This window comes from Sphingobacteriales bacterium, from assembly GCA_016700115.1.
Classification (GTDB): Bacteria; Bacteroidota; Bacteroidia; order Chitinophagales; family UBA2359; genus UBA2359.
Window position 1 is genome coordinate 1,077,555 of record CP064999.1, and the last position, 19,480, is coordinate 1,097,034.

Sequence of the window (19,480 nt, forward strand, 5' to 3'; positions counted from 1 at the left end):
ATTTAATTCGGGCGATGAATATTTTACAACCAACACCTATATACTAACCAAATCAAGGATAAACCTCATGTACGACTTTACAAGCTACTTTAAACGTTGTAACCGAATATTGATTTTATTTTGCGGTTTCACCGCCTTAATAAGCGCCTCAAACCAATTATCCGCTCAAAACTGTACGGCCAATTTCATGTTCACCATGAACGGGCTAAGTGTTGAGTTTATGGATATGTCTGTTTCTAACGATGGCAGCCCGATTGTTTCGTGGTCATGGGACTTTGATGACGGAGCTACCTCCACACAACAAAATCCGGTACATAATTTTCCTGAACCAGATAAATACGATGTTTGCCTGCTCATAGAAACAGCAAATGGCTGTCAAAGTGAGTTCTGTATAAAAGTGGAAATCTGTGATTTAACGATCAGTTCAACTGTCGGTACTGTTTGTAATGCCGAAGGGCAAATCAACGTTTCGGTTACCATTCAGGATATTTATGACACTGCAAAAAACATCAACGTGTTTCTCGATGGGCAGTTGATTGCCGGAAGCCCTTTTAACATAGACGATGTGGCACCGGTCATCCTTTCACTAACTTTACCCGGCGATGGGTTAAACCATACCATAGAAGCGATTTCGGATGATGTTGCGGGATGTAATCAAAGTTTAAGTTTTGCTGTTCCCGACTGCTTTTCCGATTGCTTTATTTCGTCTATGAATACAACGATCACGGGAGGAACGACCTATGTTGTTACCGTGAACGATAATTTTTTCAGTCCGCAAACAGTAACGGTCAATGTGGGCGATATTGTGCAGTTTAATTGGGCGAACTCAGGTCATACCACTACCTCCGATGCTACTTCCGGCCCCCTTGTGTGGAACTCCGGCCAATTAAGCGCGGGTGCTACCTACGACGTGCTAATCACACATCCCGGAACACACCAATATTATTGCATTCCACACGGTGGCCCGGGTGGGGCAGGAATGTCGGGGATGATTGTGGCCAATTGCCCTGCCGGAGGGGTGTTTCCGGTACTTGTTAGTTTCAATACTTCGCTTGTCGGTGCGGGAGGTTATAATATCTTGCTTGACGGAATACCAACAGCCGGTAGTCCTTATAATTACACAGGAACCGGAGCGAATACTGCCATCATCAACGTATCCGGCGATGGTGCTGAACATACCATTATCGTGCAAGATGTGGCCGACCCAACCTGCCAACCGGAAAGAATCTTTGCCGCTCCTGATTGTGGGGCAGCACCCCCTTGCAGTGTTTCCCTTTCTGCAACGTTACAGGGTGGCTGTGTGGGGTTAAATGCCCCTTATCTGATTACCGTTAATGCCATCAACGGAAGTACGACCGGTTTTAACCTCCTCATCAATAATATTCCAACTCCTGAAAGCCCGATACTCTACAACCCCATCGGTTCAACAACCATCAATGTTCTTCTTCCGGGGAATGGATTGACTCAAACCATATCCGTTCAGGATACGGGTGCACCGGGTACTTGTTCCGATGTTCTGACACTCACAACACCCAATTGCGCCCTACCCTGCAATATCGGCAACCTGACTGCAAGCACCGGAACAGCCGTTACCCATATCGTACAAGTTCAGGATTTTCAGTTTGTCCCTGCTAATATCAACGTAACCGTTGGCGATATCGTCCAGTTTGTTTGGACGGGTGCTGTGCAACACACAAGCACGTCAGATGCCACCATCGGCGATTTGGTGTGGAACTCCGGGCTTCACGGCACCGGGTTTGTGTATGATGTGGTGATTACTGCCCCGGGCACGCATGGTTACTACTGCATTCCGCATGGTGCACCGGGAGGGATAGGTATGTCCGGCAGCATAACCGCACTTCCACCCTGTAACGAGGGAATGGTAGCGGTGCAGGTAGGGTTTACTGCAGTAAACGGCAGCGCATCGGGCTATCATATTTTATTGGACGGAGTTCCCGTTAATGTCACACCTTATGCTTATTCCCCTGGCAGCGACAATACTCAAACGGTGAACATTACCGGCGATGGGTTGGAACATACCTTGTCGGTTCAGGATGTAACAACTGTCGGTTGCACCGCTACGGTCAACCTCACAGCACCCGATTGTAATTTCACGCTACCCTGTACATTTACCGCAACGGCAAGCGTCTTGCCCGGCTGCACCGCAGGACAGGTGCAGGTGATGGTGCATACCGAAGCGACAAATGCCGGTACAACATTTACCGCCACTCTTGATGGAATAGCGCTTCCCGGCAGCCCCTTTACCTACGGAGCGTTAGGGATGAACATGATCGAGTTCAGTGTTGCGGGTGATGGCGGTACACATACTTTTGTGGCACAAGACACCACAAATCCCGATTGCTCGGCGACAACTACGTTTACCGTTCCCAATTGCGCCCTACCCTGCAATATCGGCAACCTGACTGCAAGCACCGGAACAGCCGTTACCCATATCGTACAAGTTCAGGACTTTCAGTTTGTTCCTGCTAATATCAACGTAACCGTTGGCGATATCGTCCAGTTTGTTTGGACCGGTGCGGTGCAACACACAAGCACTTCGGATGCCACAACGGGCGATTTGGTGTGGAACTCCGGGCTACACGGCACCGGGTTTGTGTATGATGTGGTGATTACTGCCCCCGGCACGCATGGTTATTACTGCATTCCGCATGGTGCACCGGGAGGGATAGGTATGTCCGGCAGCATAACCGCCCTGCCTCCATGTAACGAGGGAATGGTAGCGGTGCAGGTAGGGTTTACTGCGGTAAACGGCAGTGCATCGGGCTATCATATTTTATTGGACGGAGTTCCCGTTAATGTCACACCTTATGCTTATTCCATTGGCAGCGACAATACTCAAACGGTGAATATTGCCGGCGATGGGTTGGAACATACCTTGTCGGTTCAGGATGTAACAACTGCCGGTTGCACCGCTACGGTCAACCTCACAGCACCCGATTGCAATTTCACGCTACCCTGTACATTTACCGCAACAGCAAGTGTATTGCCCGGATGCACCACAGGACAAGTGCAGGTGATGGTGCATACCGAAGCGACAAATGCCGGAACAACATTTACCGCCACTCTTGATGGAATAGCGCTTCCCGGCAGCCCCTTTACCTACGGAGCGTTTGGGATGAACATGATTGAGTTCAGTGTTGCGGGTGATGGGGGTACACATACTTTTGTGGCACAAGACACCACGAACCCCGATTGCTCGGCGACTGCTACGTTTACCGTTCCCAATTGCGTCCTTCCCTGCAATATCGGCAACCTGACTGCAAACACAGGAACAGCCATTACCCATATCGTACAAGTTCAGGACTTTCAGTTTGTCCCTGCTAATATCAACGTAACCGTTGGCGATATCGTCCAGTTTGTTTGGACCGGTGCGGTGCAACACACAAGCACTTCGGATGCCACAACGGGCGATTTGGTGTGGAACTCCGGGCTTCACGGCACCGGGTTTGTGTATGATGTGGTGATTACTGCCCCGGGCACGCATGGTTACTACTGCATTCCGCATGGTGCATCGGGAGGGATAGGTATGTCCGGCAGCATAACCGCACTTCCACCCTGTAACGAGGGAATGGTAGCGGTGCAGGTAGGGTTTACTGCGGTAAACGGCAGCGCATCGGGCTATCATATTTTATTGGACGGAGTTCCCGTTAATACCACACCTTATGCTTATTCCATTGGCAGCGACAATACTCAAACGGTGAACATTACCGGCGATGGGTTGGAACATACCTTGTCGGTTCAGGATGTAACAACTGCCGGATGCACCGCTACGGTCAACCTGACGGCTCCCGATTGTAATTTCACGCTACCCTGTACATTTACCGCAACGGCAAGTGTATTGCCCGGCTGCACCACAGGACAAGTGCAGGTGATGGTGCATACCGAAGCAACTAATGCCGGTACAACATTTTCAGCCACCCTCGATGGAGTAGCGCTTCCCGGCAGCCCCTTTACCTACGGAGCGTTTGGGATGAACATGATTGAGTTCAGTGTTGCGGGTGATGGGGGTACACATACTTTTATGGCACAAGACACCACGAACCCCGATTGCTCGGCGACTACTACGTTTACCGTTCCCAATTGCGCCCTACCCTGCAATATCGGCAACCTGACTGCAAGCACCGGAACAGCCGTTACCCATATCGTACAAGTTCAGGACTTTCAGTTTGTCCCTGCTAATATCAACGTAACCGTTGGCGATATCGTCCAGTTTGTTTGGACGGGTGCTGTGCAACACACAAGCACGTCAGATGCCACCATCGGCGATTTGGTGTGGAACTCCGGGCTTCACGGCACCGGGTTTGTGTATGATGTGGTGATTACTGCCCCCGGCACGCATGGTTATTACTGTATTCCGCATGGTGCACCGGGAGGGATAGGAATGTCCGGCAGCATAACCGCACTTCCACCCTGTAACGAGGGAATGGTAGCGGTGCAGGTAGGGTTTACTGCAGTAAACGGCAGCGCATCGGGCTATCATATTTTATTGGACGGAGTTCCCGTTAATGTCACACCTTATGCTTATTCCATTGGCAGCGACAATACTCAAACGGTGAACATTACCGGCGATGGGTTGGAACATACCTTGTCGGTTCAGGATGTAACAACTGCCGGATGCACCGCTACGGTCAACCTCACAGCACCCGATTGTAATTTCACGCTACCCTGTACATTTACCGCAACGGCAAGCGTATTGCCCGGCTGCACCGCAGGACAGGTGCAGGTGATGGTGCATACCGAAGCGACAAATGCCGGTACAACATTTACAGCCACCCTTGATGGAATAGCGCTTCCCGGCAGCCCCTTTACCTACGGAGCGTTAGGGATGAACATGATCGAGTTCAGTGTTGCGGGTGATGGAGGTACACATACTTTTGTGGCACAAGACACCACGAACCCCGATTGCTCGGCGACAACTACGTTTACCGTTCCCAATTGCGCCCTACCCTGCAATATCGGCAACCTGACTGCAAACACCGGAACAGCCGTTACCCATATCATACAAGTTCAGGACTTTCAGTTTGTCCCTGCTAATATCAACGTAACCGTTGGCGATATCGTCCAGTTTGTATGGACCGGTGCGGTGCAACACACAAGCACTTCGGATGCCACAACGGGCGATTTGGTGTGGAACTCCGGGCTACACGGCACCGGGTTTGTGTATGATGTGGTGATAACCGCACCGGGCACGCATGGTTATTACTGCATTCCGCATGGTGCACCGGGAGGAATAGGTATGTCCGGCAGCATAACCGCCCTACCTCCATGTAACGAGGGAATGGTAGCGGTGCAGGTAGGGTTTACTGCGGTAAACGGCAGCACATCGGGCTATCATATTTTATTGGACGGAGTTCCCGTTAATGTCACACCTTATGCTTATTCCCCTGGCAGCGACAATACTCAAACGGTGAATATTGCCGGCGATGGGTTGGAACATACCTTGTCGGTTCAGGATGTAACAACTGCCGGTTGCACCACCTCGGTCAACCTCACAGCACCCGATTGCAATTTCACGTTACCCTGTACATTTACCGCAACGGCAAGCGTCTTGCCCGGCTGCACCACAGGACAAGTGCAGGTGATGGTGCATACCGAAGCGACAAATGCCGGAACAACATTTACAGCCACTCTTGATGGAATAGCGCTTCCCGGCAGCCCCTTTACCTACGGAGCATTTGGGATGAACATGATTGAGTTCAGTGTTGCGGGTGATGGAGGTACACATACTTTTGTGGCACAAGACACCACGAACCCCGATTGCTCGGCGACTACTACATTTAATGTTCCCAATTGCGCCCTACCCTGCAATATCGGCAACCTGACTGCAAGCACCGGAACAGCCATTACCCATATCGTACAAGTTCAGGATTTTCAGTTTGTCCCTGCTAATATCAACGTAACCGTTGGCGATATCGTCCAGTTTGTTTGGACGGGTGCGGTGCAACATACCACTACTTCGGATGCCACAACGGGCGATTTGGTGTGGAACTCCGGGCTTCATGGCACCGGGTTTGTGTATGATGTGGTGATTACAGCCCCCGGCACGCATGGTTACTACTGCATTCCGCATGGCGCTCCGGGAGGAATAGGGATGTCCGGCAGCATAACCGCCCTTCCACCCTGCAACGAGGGAATGGTAGCGGTGCAGGTAGGGTTTATTGCGGTAAACGGCAGTGCATCGGGCTATCATATTTTATTGGACGGAGTTCCCGTTAATGCCACACCTTATACTTATTCCCCTGGCAGCGACAATACTCAAACGGTGAACATTTCCGGCGATGGGTTGGAACATACCTTGTCGGTTCAGGATGTAACAACTGCCGGATGCACCACCTCGGTCAACCTCACAGCACCCGATTGTAATTTCACGCTACCCTGTACATTTACCGCAACGGCAAGCGTCTTGCCCGGCTGCACCACAGGACAAGTGCAGGTGATGGTGCATACCGAAGCGACAAATGCCGGAACAACATTTACAGCCACCCTTGATGGAATAGCGCTTCCCGGCAGCCCCTTTACCTACGGAGCATTTGGGATGAACATGATTGAGTTCAGTGTTGCGGGTGATGGAGGTACACATACTTTTGTGGCACAAGACACCACGTACCCCGATTGCTCGGCGACTACTACTTTTAATGTTCCCAATTGCGCCCTACCCTGCAATATCGGCAACCTGACTGCAAGCACCGGAACAGCCGTTACCCATATCGTACAAGTTCAGGATTTTCAGTTTGTCCCTGCTAATATCAACGTAACCGTTGGCGATATCGTCCAGTTTGTATGGACGGGTGCGGTGCAACATACCACTACTTCGGATGCCACAACGGGCGATTTGGTGTGGAACTCCGGGCTACACGGCACCGGGTTTGTGTATGATGTGGTGATTACAGCCCCCGGCACGCATGGTTACTACTGCATTCCGCATGGCGCTCCGGGAGGAATAGGGATGTCCGGCAGCATAACCGCACTTCCACCCTGCAACGAGGGAATGGTAGCGGTGCAGGTAGGGTTTATTGCGGTAAACGGCAGTGCATCGGGCTATCATATTTTATTGGACGGAGTTCCCGTTAATGCCACACCTTATACTTATTCCCCTGGCAGCGACAATACTCAAACGGTGAACATTTCCGGCGATGGGTTGGAACATACCTTATCGGTTCAGGATGTAACGGATAACGGATGCTTTCAAAGTATAGACTTGCTTTTACCCGATTGTGGGGTCATTCCCGAATGTACTCTCTTGGTCATGGCAGAGCAAATTGAAGGCTGCAATACAGAAAACCAAATTGTTGTACAGCTACACATCATGTCTGAAAATGGCGGTGCGAGTGGTTTTAGTGTAGCTGTTGATGGCATTTTAGTTGCCGGAAGCCCATTTACCTACAATGTAACCGGACAGACAATAGTAGATATAGCAGTCGTAGGAACAGGGAGCATCCGAACGATTGCGGTTTCAGATGTTGACCAACCGGATTGTAGCACTAGTGTAAGCATATCCACTCCTTTATGCGGCGAGTTTTGCCAGGTTGAGAACCTCATTGTTTCATCAGGTACAGCTACAACTCATATTGTAGAAGTACGGGATTATGATTTTTACCCACCCAATATAGATGTTATAGCGGGCGATACAGTTCGTTTTATATGGACAGGCATCATTGCACACACGACCACTTCAGATGCCCTGTCGGGTAACGATGTTTGGAACTCCGGCTTGTTATCGCAAGGATCTGTTTATGAAGTGGTTATCTCCGGTGTGGGCGAGCATCCGTATTATTGCATTCCCCACGGCGGGCCGGGAGGAGTTGGCATGTCGGGAGTTATCAATGCTCTGCCATTGTGTAATGGTGAGCAGGCTGCGGTATCGGTGGCTTTTTCGGTTACAAACGGCAGTCCCAACGGATACAATGTGTTTATAGACGGCATCATTAGTGCGGACAGTCCATATTCTTATACAAATTCTGCAGGGCAAAACCAAGTCATCGTTTATGCTGCCGGAAATGAAAATCTTCACACCATCACAGTTCAAGATTTGGATACTCCCGTTTGTGCCGCAACTGCTTTTGTCACTACGCCTTTATGTGGTGCAGGATGTTCGGTGTTGAATTTAAGTGCGGTTAGCGGAAGTGCGATTACCCATGTTGTAGAAGTACGCGATTTTGATTTTTTCCCCCCTGTGTTGGATATAAGAGTGGGTGAAACGGTGGTATTTGTCTGGACGGGCACTATTCCGCACACAAGCACTTCCGATGCACTGAGTGGTCCGGATGTTTGGAACTCGGGTTTACTGACACAAGGGGCAACGTTTAGCGTTACCATCAACACAGAAGGTCAGCACCGGTATTACTGCATTCCACATGGTGGTCCGGGTGGAATTGGCATGTCCGGAATCATCAATGCTTTACCGGCCTGTGCCGACAATGAGGCGGCGGTCATGCTTCAATTTGAGATAACCAATGGCAGCGCTAACGGGTATAATGTCTATACCGATGGCGCACTTCTTTCCGGAAGCCCTTTCACTTACAATAATCCGGTAGGACAAAATACTAATATCATCAGTATTACAGGCGATGGAGCAGCCCATACCATTAGCGTTCAGGATACAGACAACCCAATATGTGCCGCAACTATTTTTTTAACTGCTCCTGATTGTACACCCGATTGTTTGATTCACAACTTGACAGGTATGGTAGCGGGAGTGCCGGTTAATCATATAGTCGAAGTGGCAGATTTTGAGTTTATTCCATCGCAACTGACTATTACTCAAGGCGACACAATTACTTTTGTTTGGACAGGTTTTGTACCTCATACCAGCACTTCCGATGTTGCTTCGGGTGTAGATATGTGGAATTCGGGCTTGCTTACACAAGGGGCTACCTATCAGGTGGTGCTCAATCAAGTTGGGGAACATGGTTATTACTGCATTCCGCATGGTGCGCCGGGAGGAATCGGAATGGCGGGAAACATCACTGTGATGCCGCCCTGCAATGAAACCAATCAGGTTCAGGCATCTATACAGTTCACCGCTATCAATGGAAGTGTTGCAGGATTTAACCTGTCTGTTGACGGTAATCCCGATTTAGGCAATCCCTACCCTTATCATCCTTCGGGAAATAATGAAGTAAACATTTGGATAGCGGGAGACGGGATGGCACATACCATTTCAGTAACAGATTCCGGCATTTCGGGGTGTAGTGCCGAAGTATTAGTAACAACTCCCGATTGTACACCCGAAGTGCCTTGTACGGCAGCATTTAATTACACGGTTCAAGGGATGAGCGTTTACTTTAACGACCTATCCACAAGTGCAGACCCTGTGCAGACGTGGACATGGGATTTTGGCGATGGTACGGTACTGACTACCAACGGCACACCTGTTTATACCTATAACTCATCCGGCACTTACAATGTCTGTTTGACCATCTTGGCCGGCGACTGCACGTCAACTACCTGTGCCACTATTGTTCTCTCCAATGCCTGTATAGGCTTTAGTGCTGCTTTTTCTGCCGTAGAGCTGGGTTCTTTTGGGTATCAGTTTGCAGATAATACCACCGGCAACTCAGCGAATTCATGGCTTTGGGGGTTTGGTGACGGCAACATTTCGTTTGAGCAAAATCCATTTCACCAATATGCCGAGTCGGGCAGTTATATCATTTGCTTGTTGGTACAAGATACCATTAACCATTGTCTATCCACCCATTGCAGCGATATCCTTGTTACCGGAATTGAGCAAAACGCATCAATTCAGCCTATTTCGGCTTACCCCAATCCCGTTTCTAATAAAGAGGTGATTATCAAAGGGATTCTTCCTGTTGACTACGAAAAGCCCATACAGGCGTTTCTTTACGATATCAACGGAAAAGCAGTAAGCAGATGGAGTACAACAGGAGAAGCCGTTTTATACCTGCCCCTCCCTCAAACGGCCTCAAACGGATGGTATTTGCTCGAACTGCAATCGGAAACACTCTTATACAGAGTTGAGTTGATGATCTTGCGGCATTAACCCCAAAAGATTGAGAGGAGGCGGATAATGAACTTAGCAGGTAACCAAAATAGATGAATTGGCAGGGCTTCAAACCCTGCTGATTGTCTGCTTGTCCTCTTAAAATTATTGGCTTCCACAACTCGCTTCCAAATGATAAGGTAAATGCATAAAAGCGCTTTTCCAACAATTGTAATTGCCTTTCGCTTTATATGTTGATATACCATACAAGCTTTGCAAATGCGGGCTCCAATCTTTTAGTTAGGTGGTTAAAAATTCTCTATCCTACTTGCTTTTAATAGCGGCGGGATTAAGTCAAAATTGATGGTTAACAAAGCCCCCTTGTCGGTTGACAAATCTTCTTTGCAGGGTAACCAACAACCCTTGCAGGTTGATTTCCTCAAAAAACAGGGGTGCAAAAATCTGAAATCGGGTGACAAAAACTTTTTGCAGGGGTGTTTTTGAAAAAAAACGGGGTATCAAAAACCCTTGCAGGGTGAAAAAGCATCATTTCAGGGGGGGAAAGCCTGTTTGATAGGTGTTAAATTTTAAAAAACAGGGGAGAAAAAAACTTTTGCAGGCAGGATTTGCTTCTTTGCTGGGGTGCAAAGCATTCTTGCAGGAGAGCAATTGAGCCTTAAAAAGCGAAAAAATGGAAAGTGTTGGGTAAAGTTGTCAATCAACTTTTATAAATGCTTTTGACTGGAAAGGCGGGGCGTTGATGTCAGATGTCGGGGTTGTTTCGTTGGTTAACAAGGCGCTTTGCAGCTCAGTTATTCCAACTATGATTTAATTTTGCACCATGCACGATTAGTTAAAGTCTTTAAATTGGGTGGGTTATTTTTGACAACCTAATGGTATAACCTAATTACCTCAGACTGTCTAAAAACTATCCGGCAAAACATACCAATAAAACGATATGTGGCATATAAAATGAACTAAAAAATTCTTTTAATAGTATTAGTTTTCGTAAATTTGAGTATGAATTATATACAAGGTAAAAACAGAGATCAGAGCATTCTCTTTCCTGAAACACTCGAACAAATCATTGATCGGGACAACGAAGTTCGGCTTATAGATTTGTTTGTGGAAAGCATTGACATTTCGGATTTTGATTTCAAGATCAAAACAGGTACTACCGAAGGCAGACCTCCTTATGATCCGAAAGATTTGTTGAAACTTTATATTTACGGCTACTTAAATTCTATTCGCTCATCAAGAGCATTAGAAAAGGAGTGTCGCAGAAACATTGAAGTGATGTGGCTCATGAAAGAATTGACCCCCGACCATAATACTATTTCCAACTTTCGGCGGGATAATGAAAAAGCCATACGCAAAGTATTTAAATTTACGGTATCCGTTGCTAAACAATTTGACCTCATCGGGGGGAAACTCATTGCCGGAGATGGCACCAAACTTCGCGCTCAAAACTCAAGGAAGAATAATTTTAGCGATAAAAAAATAGAGAAACGCCTCGAATACATAGACCGGAAATTAGATGAATACAATACGGCGCTTTCTACTGCCGATGAAGATAACAAACAAATTATACAGAAAGCTATCGACAAACAAAACCGGCAAAAGATAGTTATCATAAGCTTCTGAAACAATTAGAAGAAACAGGAGAAAGCTAAATATCTACCTCCGACCCCGATAGCCGCCTACTCGTTACCCGAACCGGTGTTACCGAAGTTGGCTACAACGTTCAAACAGTTGCAGATGCCGGGCACAACCTGATTCTGGACTATCAAGTAACCAACCAAACCGACAGTAAAGCGATGGGCGGTATGTTGAAACGAACAAGCGGCATCATAGATATAAAAGGCGTTATCGGTCTTTTCGACAAAGGCTACCATACAGGCTCGGAAATCAAAACGGCGATTGACCTTGGCGTTAACATCATGGTTGCCATTCCCGAACATGCCTCTCATACTCCCGACCCGAATTACGATATAACACATTTTACTTACAACAAAGAAAACGATACTTATACCTGCCCGCAAAATGAAACGCTGACTACGAATGGAACTTGGTATAGCAAGCAACGGAACAACGGAGCTGCTACTAAAATGAAACACTATCTATCAGAAGCCTGCCTTACCTGCCCGATGCAGGGTAATTGCACCAAGAACCCAAAAGGCAGGCTCGTTGAACGGAGCGAATATGCTGAATACATCGAACAAAACAAGGCCAATATCGAAGCCGATAAAGAGACCTGCAAAAAACGGCAATGCATCATAGAGCATCCTTTCGGCACCATCAAACGGCAGTGGGGATTTAACTACATCATGACCAAACGTACTAAAGAAAGAGCAAGCGCCGATGTCGGGCTGATGTTCATTGCCTACAATTTACGAAGATTGATGAACATTAAAGATAAAAAAGCATTCAAAGAGTTCCTCATGGAGCTTTGTTTTGCTTTTCCTCCAAAAATGGTCTTATCAAACCTCAAAACTTCCAATTTAAGCCTATCTATTTTTGGATTTGCTAAAAATGAACTATTTAACAACGCCGCTTAAATTGCTTCTATTTGCCTCTATTTACTCCCAATTGCCTGATATTTGAGAACTGTAGGTAATTTTTAGACAGTCTGACCTCATCAACCAAGTAGAAAAACTGCTTCCCCACCAGTGGAAAAATAACCAACCGGTTGACCCGCCAACAGACTGAACCCCACAGCCCTCTCCAGTGGCTGACCAATCCTACCTGTACTTTGCCGAATGGATACCGATAAATGGCATAAACAGGGGGAGCTGCTCCGGTTTAATGTGTAAATTGAGATAATCCCACTTGTTTTCAGCAAAAAAGCATAAAGATAAAGCGGAACAAACGGAAAAACGTGAGTAAAAGTGGAGTTCATAGAAACTTCTAATAAAAAATCATCGTAAAAAAAATTGCCTTAACAAAAAAGATGTTACTTTGCAAAGGCAAAGTAAGCATCTTTTAAATGAGATTGTTTGCTCTTTCATTCAAATATTGATTAACGTAAAATAGATGCACATGGCAGTTAACTTCATTAAGCCTCCACTAGTCGGGCTGGAAGAGTATTCTAAGATGAAATTGTACTTTAAGGAAAATACACACGCATCAATATCTTATGTTGATGAATCGTTCATAGACTATTTCACAGGCTATTTTAATTGGTTGCTAATCTCATTTATAGGAGGTATTGTGTTGATTTCAATTAGCATTCTATTTGAACAAAGTATTATATTTTTGATATTTATGTTGCCAGGACTTCTGTTATTGATTGCTGCAGCCCGGCTTTTTATTCAGTTTATTACAGACATACCTTCTTATTTTGAGTACAAGGAGAAAAAAAAGAAATACTATGATGGATTAAAGAAAGCTATTGTAGAGTCTTCTAGTTACGAAGAATTTAAGGTGAAGTATTTTTTCTTGTAATTCATGCCCATCTATTAGATTTGACGAAGTACTACGTTGCCCTTTGGAAATCAGCAGAAAATATAAGTAATGACATTATATCTATGTATTTAGAACAAACTTATACACCCATTTAACGTAATGGTAGGAGTTAAAATTGGCATGGAGAGTTTACGCTGTAAGTGTTTTGGGTATTTAGGCTGTTAGTTTAACGTAAGGTTAGAATTAAAATGAAAGCCCGATGTGGGTAAAGCCTATGTGTGGTTTAGATGCACTTGATAAAACCGGCAGCAAATTACGGTGCGCTGCACCTGATAAAAACGCGTTACACCTCTGTTCTACCAAGATTTAGGGGCGCTGCCCCTTGTGCTTTACACCCATCAATTGGCGCACTTGTTTTACAAAGGTGTAGCACACCAAAATATGGGTAAACCAACGTGAGGTTGGAAATTGGAGTCTTATTTTACAAGGGATTAAGTGATATTAAGCAACAAATTGGATGGTGTTTGTGTAATTATTTTCGTTGTGGATAAAAACAGATGGTTTTTTATCTAAGTGTTGATAGGCAATTAGAGCAGCCATAAAATGTGTAGCTGCGTTTTCCGGTTTGCGATGTCTTGTGTGTTCTAAATTGCAAACTGTTTTCAGAATATCATTTACCGATTCAATCAATGCTCTTTTTTTACCGAGAGAGACATCTTTAGGCAAAGCGGGATATTGATTTTTACGGTTCTTCTTTGGTTTTAGGATAAGCTGTAAACCTTGTTTAACAAATTCGTCAAAGAGTTTGGTGTAATAGCCTTTGTCTCTTCGCACATTTGCCCTGCAAGTTGCCCAACAGATAGCGCAGCAAGTTGTGGTTATTGTCTGCTACATTTCCAGCAGTAAACGCAAACTTAACAATTTCTCCGAATTGGTTGATGACTAAATGCAACTTCAAGCCAAAGAACCAACCTGTGGAGGTCTTACCTTTGGCAGCGATGTCTTTAAACACCCGATTTTGGCTTTGACGATATATGGCATACCGGTAATTTGGTTGCGTCTATGAAGTAACAGCCTGTTTTGAGGGCTTTTTCACATGAACGTAACATCCAAAGCACTAATACCGGCAAGCATTTGTGTATCAATGATAAAAAGTGCTTATAGCGGGGTGCTTTCGGAAAATAATGGTTAAATTCGCCCAAAATGAGTTGTTCATAGTAGTATTGAAAAGTTTTGTAACCGGATAATTGGTAAAATACAAGAATTGTGGCTATTTTCGATGGACTTAAACCAAGCTTTCGTCCCCGAGGTTTATGACCCAAAATACAGTGTGATTGATTGCAGTTAGTATAGTCAAGCAATAAATCGTCAATCTCTATGTACAACGATACCAGTTTGTTTGTTATAACAAGAAGCATAAAGAATAGAGGGGTTGTTGGTTGGTGATTTTTTTCCAAACTCAAAATTATATCAACCACAACCTCTTTTTTCTATTCCCCCCTATTATTTATCTAAATTTAATTCCAACCTCACGTTCTTATACAGAGTTGAGTTGATGATCTTGCGGAATTAACCCAACGAAGTCAGGCAATGATTTGTCTGGTCTTACAATTCCGAAACACTAATAATTTTTAACCTCCCCAATTCGCTCCCAAAGCGTAAAGGTGTAGGCATAAAGGTGCTTTTCGTCGGGAAAATTCGACTCGGAACTGACGAGCTGCCACTCGTCCGATTCAAAGTGGGGGAAAAAGGTATCTCCTTCAAGGGAGGTATGTATTTTAGTAAGATAAATCAAATGTGCATACGGTAGGGCGAGTCGGTAAATTTGTTCCCCTCCTATTACGAAGGCTTCGGTATCACCATTTTGCTGTGCTATTTGCAAAGCATGTTCAACCGAATTGGCGGTCAGGCAGCCCTCAAAAAGGGCTGTTTTTGAGCGGGTAACTACAATATTGGTTCTTTGGGGCAAGGGTTTTTTAACGGCCACTTCCTGATAGGTTTTTCTGCCCATTATGACATGGTGATTCAACGTTGTTCGTTTAAAATAACGCATATCGTTAGGCAAATGCCAGGGCATTCCGCCGTCTTTACCAATCACGCCGTTTTCAGTAGCAGCAGCTATCAGTGATACTTTCATGTTTTGGGTGTTTAAGGTTGTGAATTAAAGCAACCGTACCTGCTTAGATTAGACAGCAATAGGCGCTTTGATACCCGGATGTGCGGTATAATTGAGCAATTCAAAATCGGAATATTGAAAATCAAAGAGATTGGTTACTGTCGGATTTAACCGCATTTCAGGAAGGGGGTAAGGAGTTCGGCTGAGTTGCAGGTTAACTTGTTCCAAATGATTGAGGTAAATATGAGCATCGCCAAAGGTATGAATAAATTCTCCGGGCTGCAGGTTGCTTACCTGTGCTATCATCAGAGTCAGCAAAGCATAAGAAGCGATGTTGAAAGGAACACCCAAAAAAATATCGGCGCTTCGCTGATATAACTGACAGGAAAGTCGGTTGTTGGCAACATAAAACTGAAACAGGCAATGACAGGGCGGTAATGCCATTTTTGGAATATCTGCAACATTCCAGGCACTTACAATTAAGCGGCGGCTGTCGGGATTGGTTTGAATCAGCTTCATTAAATCTACGATTTGATCTATAGTCTGACCATCTGCACCTGTCCAGGAGCGCCATTGATGCCCATAAACCGGGCCAAGATTTCCGTGTTCATCAGCCCATTCGTTCCAGATACTGACTCCATTTTGGTTGAGGTATTCAATATTGGTATTGCCCTGTAAAAACCAAAGAAGTTCGTAAATAATTGATTTAAGGTGCAATTTTTTAGTGGTCAGTAATGGAAAACCTTCGGTTAAATCGAAGCGCATCTGATGTCCAAAAATGCTGATGGTTCCGGTCCCGGTCCGGTCATTTTTCACCACACCTTGCTCAAGTACGGTTTTTAAAAGATGGTGGTATTGAAGCATGTTTGCGATTGACGATTATTGATTTACGATCGAAAGAACCCACCCATAAATCATTTTTAGTTTTTCACTTTTCACTTTTAGTTTTTCACTTTTCACTTCTCAAACCCCTTTGCTTTTAGCCATAGCCTGATAAATGACATCGTGAATTTTGGTTCTGATATTGGCGCTATGCAGTTTGTTGTTGCTCATTTTTGGGTAGGTGCGGTTACTCAGAAAGATATAAATTAACTGATGTTCGGGGTCTGCCCATGCGCAGGTTCCGGTAAATCCGGTATGTCCAAAGGTTTTAAAAGAGGCTAATTTGCTTGCGGGGTTAGAATATCTGCTGTTGGGTTCGGGTTTGTCAAAAATGAGTCCCCGGCGGCTGTTTCCATTCTGATAGGCGGTAAACAACTCAACGGTGCTTTGGTTAAAAAAACGTTCCCCGCCATAATGTCCTTTGTTCAAAAGCATCTGCATCAAAATAGCCAAATCGTTGGCATTGCTGAATAAGCCGGCATGTCCGCAAACCCCTCCAAGCATTGCGCTGCCCATATCATGCACATATCCGTGAACTCGTTGTTGTCGCCATTTAGTATCGTTTTCACTCGGAACTATCCGGCGTTTGCTAAACCGGTCATGGGGGTTAAAACAAAGTGTATTTGTGCCGAGATGTGCATAAAACCTCTCGTTCAGATATTGATCGAGTGAAGTATTGGCATAGCTTTCAAGCATTTTTTTGAAATAGAAAAACCCCAAATCGCTGTATTTGTATTCGCGATGAGGCAGCGACGAGTTCTTTATCGTTTCGTAAATCACATCAATATAATCCTTTCGAAGAAATAAACCCTGTGCAACCGGTATTGAAAAAAGAGTATCCCGCATTGTTCTGTAGAGTTGTGCCCGGGTTGCAGGGTCTAATGTTTTTTCGTAAAAAGGGATAAATGCTTCTAAGCCTGCTTCATGAATCAGAATATCGCGTATGCGGAGTTTGGCTTTGTTGCTGCCTGCTAATTCCGGCAAAAACTTACCTAAAGTGTCATAGAGTTCGATTTTACCTTTTTCGTACATTTCCATAAGACCCAAGGCCGTTGCCGCAATTTTGGTAATGGATGCAAGGTCATAAATGTCTGAGTCGTGAACCGGCACATCATTTCCATAAGTATGATAGCCGAACGATTTATCGTAAATGACTTTCCCATTTTTTGCAACTAAAATTTGACAACCCGGAGTAGCTCCGTCTTTAATTGCTTTACGGGCAATACTGTCAATCGGTTCTAAATAACGGGCATTGATTCCCACGTCTTCGGGAATGGAGTATTCAAGCCGGATTGAACCGGTCGTGTTTTCTCCTTTTCCATAATAGAATGAAGGGGAAGCGCTTACCGGTAGTTTGCCCTGCAAAGAGAATGCACCAAACAAGGCTTGTGCAGAAAGTAATTGCGTAGTTTTATTGTCTTCATAAGCAACGACAAGTGTTTCAAGTTGCTCAAAATTTTTAAGGCTATAGGGGCTGCCAAACACGACCACCGTTACCTGAGCCGTTTTTTTCAACTTATTTATCAGGGCGATTGCTGCAGGTGGAATGCCATAATTTGCCGATGCTTTGTTGTTGAGCTTATGAAGCCCGATGATTACATGCGAGAACCCTTTTAAATCTTCATATTTTTGATCAAATGTCTTTTCGGTATCTGAGGCTTTTAACGTATGATGCTCAATTTTAGCATACAGGTTCAACTTTTTCTGAAAATCGGTCATTGTAGTGGCTCCGATACTCAGACTTGCAATTGTTTTTTCTTCCAATTGTTTAAAAGGAATGAGTTGCAACTCGTTTCTGACCAGCGTTATAGCGCTTTTATACAATTTATTGATAAGCAGTTCTGCATTTGCGGTATTTAAGTCATTGCTAAGGTTTTCGGTTTTAATGGGTTCAAACTTATCTAATCCAACTTTGTATTTGGCTTTAAGTATTTTGCGAACCCGTGAATCTATCTCGGACTGAGTAATTTCACCTTTTGCAATAGCATTTTTAATCTCATCAAAGGCTTTTCCGACATTTTCAGGATAAAGCAAAATATCATTCCCTGCCAGTAATGCTTTAACATCCAAAATACCGGGCGAAAAAAATTCGCTGACCCCTTTCATATTGAGCGCATCGGTAATGACCAAACCCTCGTATTTCATCTCTTTTTTAAGCAAATCGGTTACTACTTTTTTGGACAGCGTAGTCGGCATTGTTTGAGTAACCGGTGGTTTCACTATTGAATTGTCTAATGCAGGGATTGATAAATGTGCAACCATCACCCCGCTTACCTTTTTGCTGATGAGTTCCTTGAAAGGGTAGAGTTCAATGTTTTTTAAATGTTCAATATTGTGATTAATGACCGGCAGTGAATAATGAGAATCTGAATTTGTATCCCCATGCCCGGGAAAATGTTTGGCGCAAGCCATTACACCATTGGCTTCCATCCCTTCCATATAGGCTATGCCTTTTCTGGCCACATTGTATTTGTCCTCTCCAAATGACCGGTCGTAAATGACCGGGTTGTTGGCATTATTGTTTACATCAATCACCGGAGCCATATTCATCTGAATCCCCACTCTTCTGCACTGACGGGCAATCTCCACGCCCATTTCATACAACAGGTTATTGTCCTGAATAGCACCAAGGGTCAGTTGTTTAGGAAATTTGAGCGTATTTTCCAACCTCATACCTAATCCCCACTCCCCGTCTATAGCTATTAGCAAGGGCGTTTTTGAAGCTGCCTGATATCTGTTGGTGAGTTCTGCTTGTTTTAGAGGCGTTCCCTGAAAAAAAATCATTCCTCCGATGTGGTAGTTTTCAATCAGGTATCTGATTGCTGTTTCATGTGTATCGTCTTTATTTGAAAAAGCTGCCACCATAAACAATTGCCCGATGCGCTCTTCAGGGGTCATTATTTGCATTTGCTGCTCAACCCAATCCGTTTGCCTCCATAATCCTTCTAAATGTGTAACATTTCCTGTTAAGGTGTTATGCAAATTGTCTGGTACCCAGAATATCAACATCAGGGCAAATGACAACCGAAAAAGGAATTTTAAAAAAGAAGGCATAGCTGTCCAGATTTACACAAGTCCAAATACTTGATAAAAAGTTGCATTTAATAGGGCACAAT

The 19,480-nt window shown here is 45.0% G+C and carries 10 protein-coding genes; 4 read left to right on the plus strand and 6 right to left on the minus strand.

Going from position 1 to position 19,480, the window contains the following annotated elements; all coding sequences use genetic code 11:
* The first annotated feature begins 67 nt into the window (after nt 1–67).
* From IPM47_03630 to IPM47_03645, 4 genes are all read left to right on the plus strand, one after another.
* Nucleotides 68–10,021, plus strand: a complete 9,954-nt coding sequence (locus tag IPM47_03630; GenBank protein ID QQS30053.1) for a PKD domain-containing protein — start codon at nt 68–70, stop codon at nt 10,019–10,021.
* Nucleotides 10,022–10,981: 960 nt separating this feature from the next.
* Nucleotides 10,982–11,605 carry a transposase gene (locus tag IPM47_03635; protein QQS30054.1) on the plus strand — a complete coding sequence of 208 codons (624 nt, stop codon included), beginning with the start codon at nt 10,982–10,984 and terminating at the stop codon, nt 11,603–11,605.
* A 29-nt stretch (nt 11,606–11,634) separates the two neighbouring features.
* Complete coding sequence (locus IPM47_03640; protein QQS31374.1) at nt 11,635–12,519, plus strand: transposase; 885 nt, start codon at nt 11,635–11,637, stop codon at nt 12,517–12,519.
* A gap of 481 nt (nt 12,520–13,000) precedes the next feature.
* Nucleotides 13,001–13,405 (plus strand): hypothetical protein, encoded by a 405-nt coding sequence (locus tag IPM47_03645; GenBank protein ID QQS30055.1) that lies wholly within the window; start codon nt 13,001–13,003, stop codon nt 13,403–13,405.
* 462 nt (nt 13,406–13,867) lie between these two features.
* Here IPM47_03645 and IPM47_03650 read toward each other — a convergent pair whose 3' ends face one another.
* From IPM47_03650 to IPM47_03675, 6 genes are all read right to left on the minus strand, one after another.
* On the minus strand, nt 13,868–14,200 hold the full coding sequence (locus tag IPM47_03650; protein ID QQS30056.1) for a transposase: 333 nt from the start codon (nt 14,198–14,200) through the stop codon (nt 13,868–13,870).
* Nucleotides 14,163–14,378, minus strand: a complete 216-nt coding sequence (locus tag IPM47_03655; GenBank protein QQS30057.1) for a hypothetical protein — start codon at nt 14,376–14,378, stop codon at nt 14,163–14,165. Before IPM47_03655 ends, IPM47_03650 begins: the two co-directional genes overlap by 38 nt.
* Nucleotides 14,371–14,784 carry a hypothetical protein gene (locus tag IPM47_03660; protein QQS30058.1) on the minus strand — a complete coding sequence of 138 codons (414 nt, stop codon included), beginning with the start codon at nt 14,782–14,784 and terminating at the stop codon, nt 14,371–14,373. Before IPM47_03660 ends, IPM47_03655 begins: the two co-directional genes overlap by 8 nt.
* 203 nt (nt 14,785–14,987) lie before the next feature.
* Nucleotides 14,988–15,503 (minus strand): dihydrofolate reductase, encoded by a 516-nt coding sequence (locus tag IPM47_03665; protein ID QQS30059.1) that lies wholly within the window; start codon nt 15,501–15,503, stop codon nt 14,988–14,990.
* A gap of 48 nt (nt 15,504–15,551) precedes the next feature.
* The gene (locus tag IPM47_03670; protein QQS30060.1) at nt 15,552–16,346 is read right to left on the minus strand and encodes a thymidylate synthase; all 795 of its coding nucleotides are present in this window, start codon (nt 16,344–16,346) and stop codon (nt 15,552–15,554) included.
* Nucleotides 16,347–16,445: 99 nt separating this feature from the next.
* Complete coding sequence (locus IPM47_03675) at nt 16,446–19,418, minus strand: serine hydrolase (protein QQS30061.1); 2,973 nt, start codon at nt 19,416–19,418, stop codon at nt 16,446–16,448.
* Between the last annotated feature and the right edge of the window lie 62 nt (nt 19,419–19,480).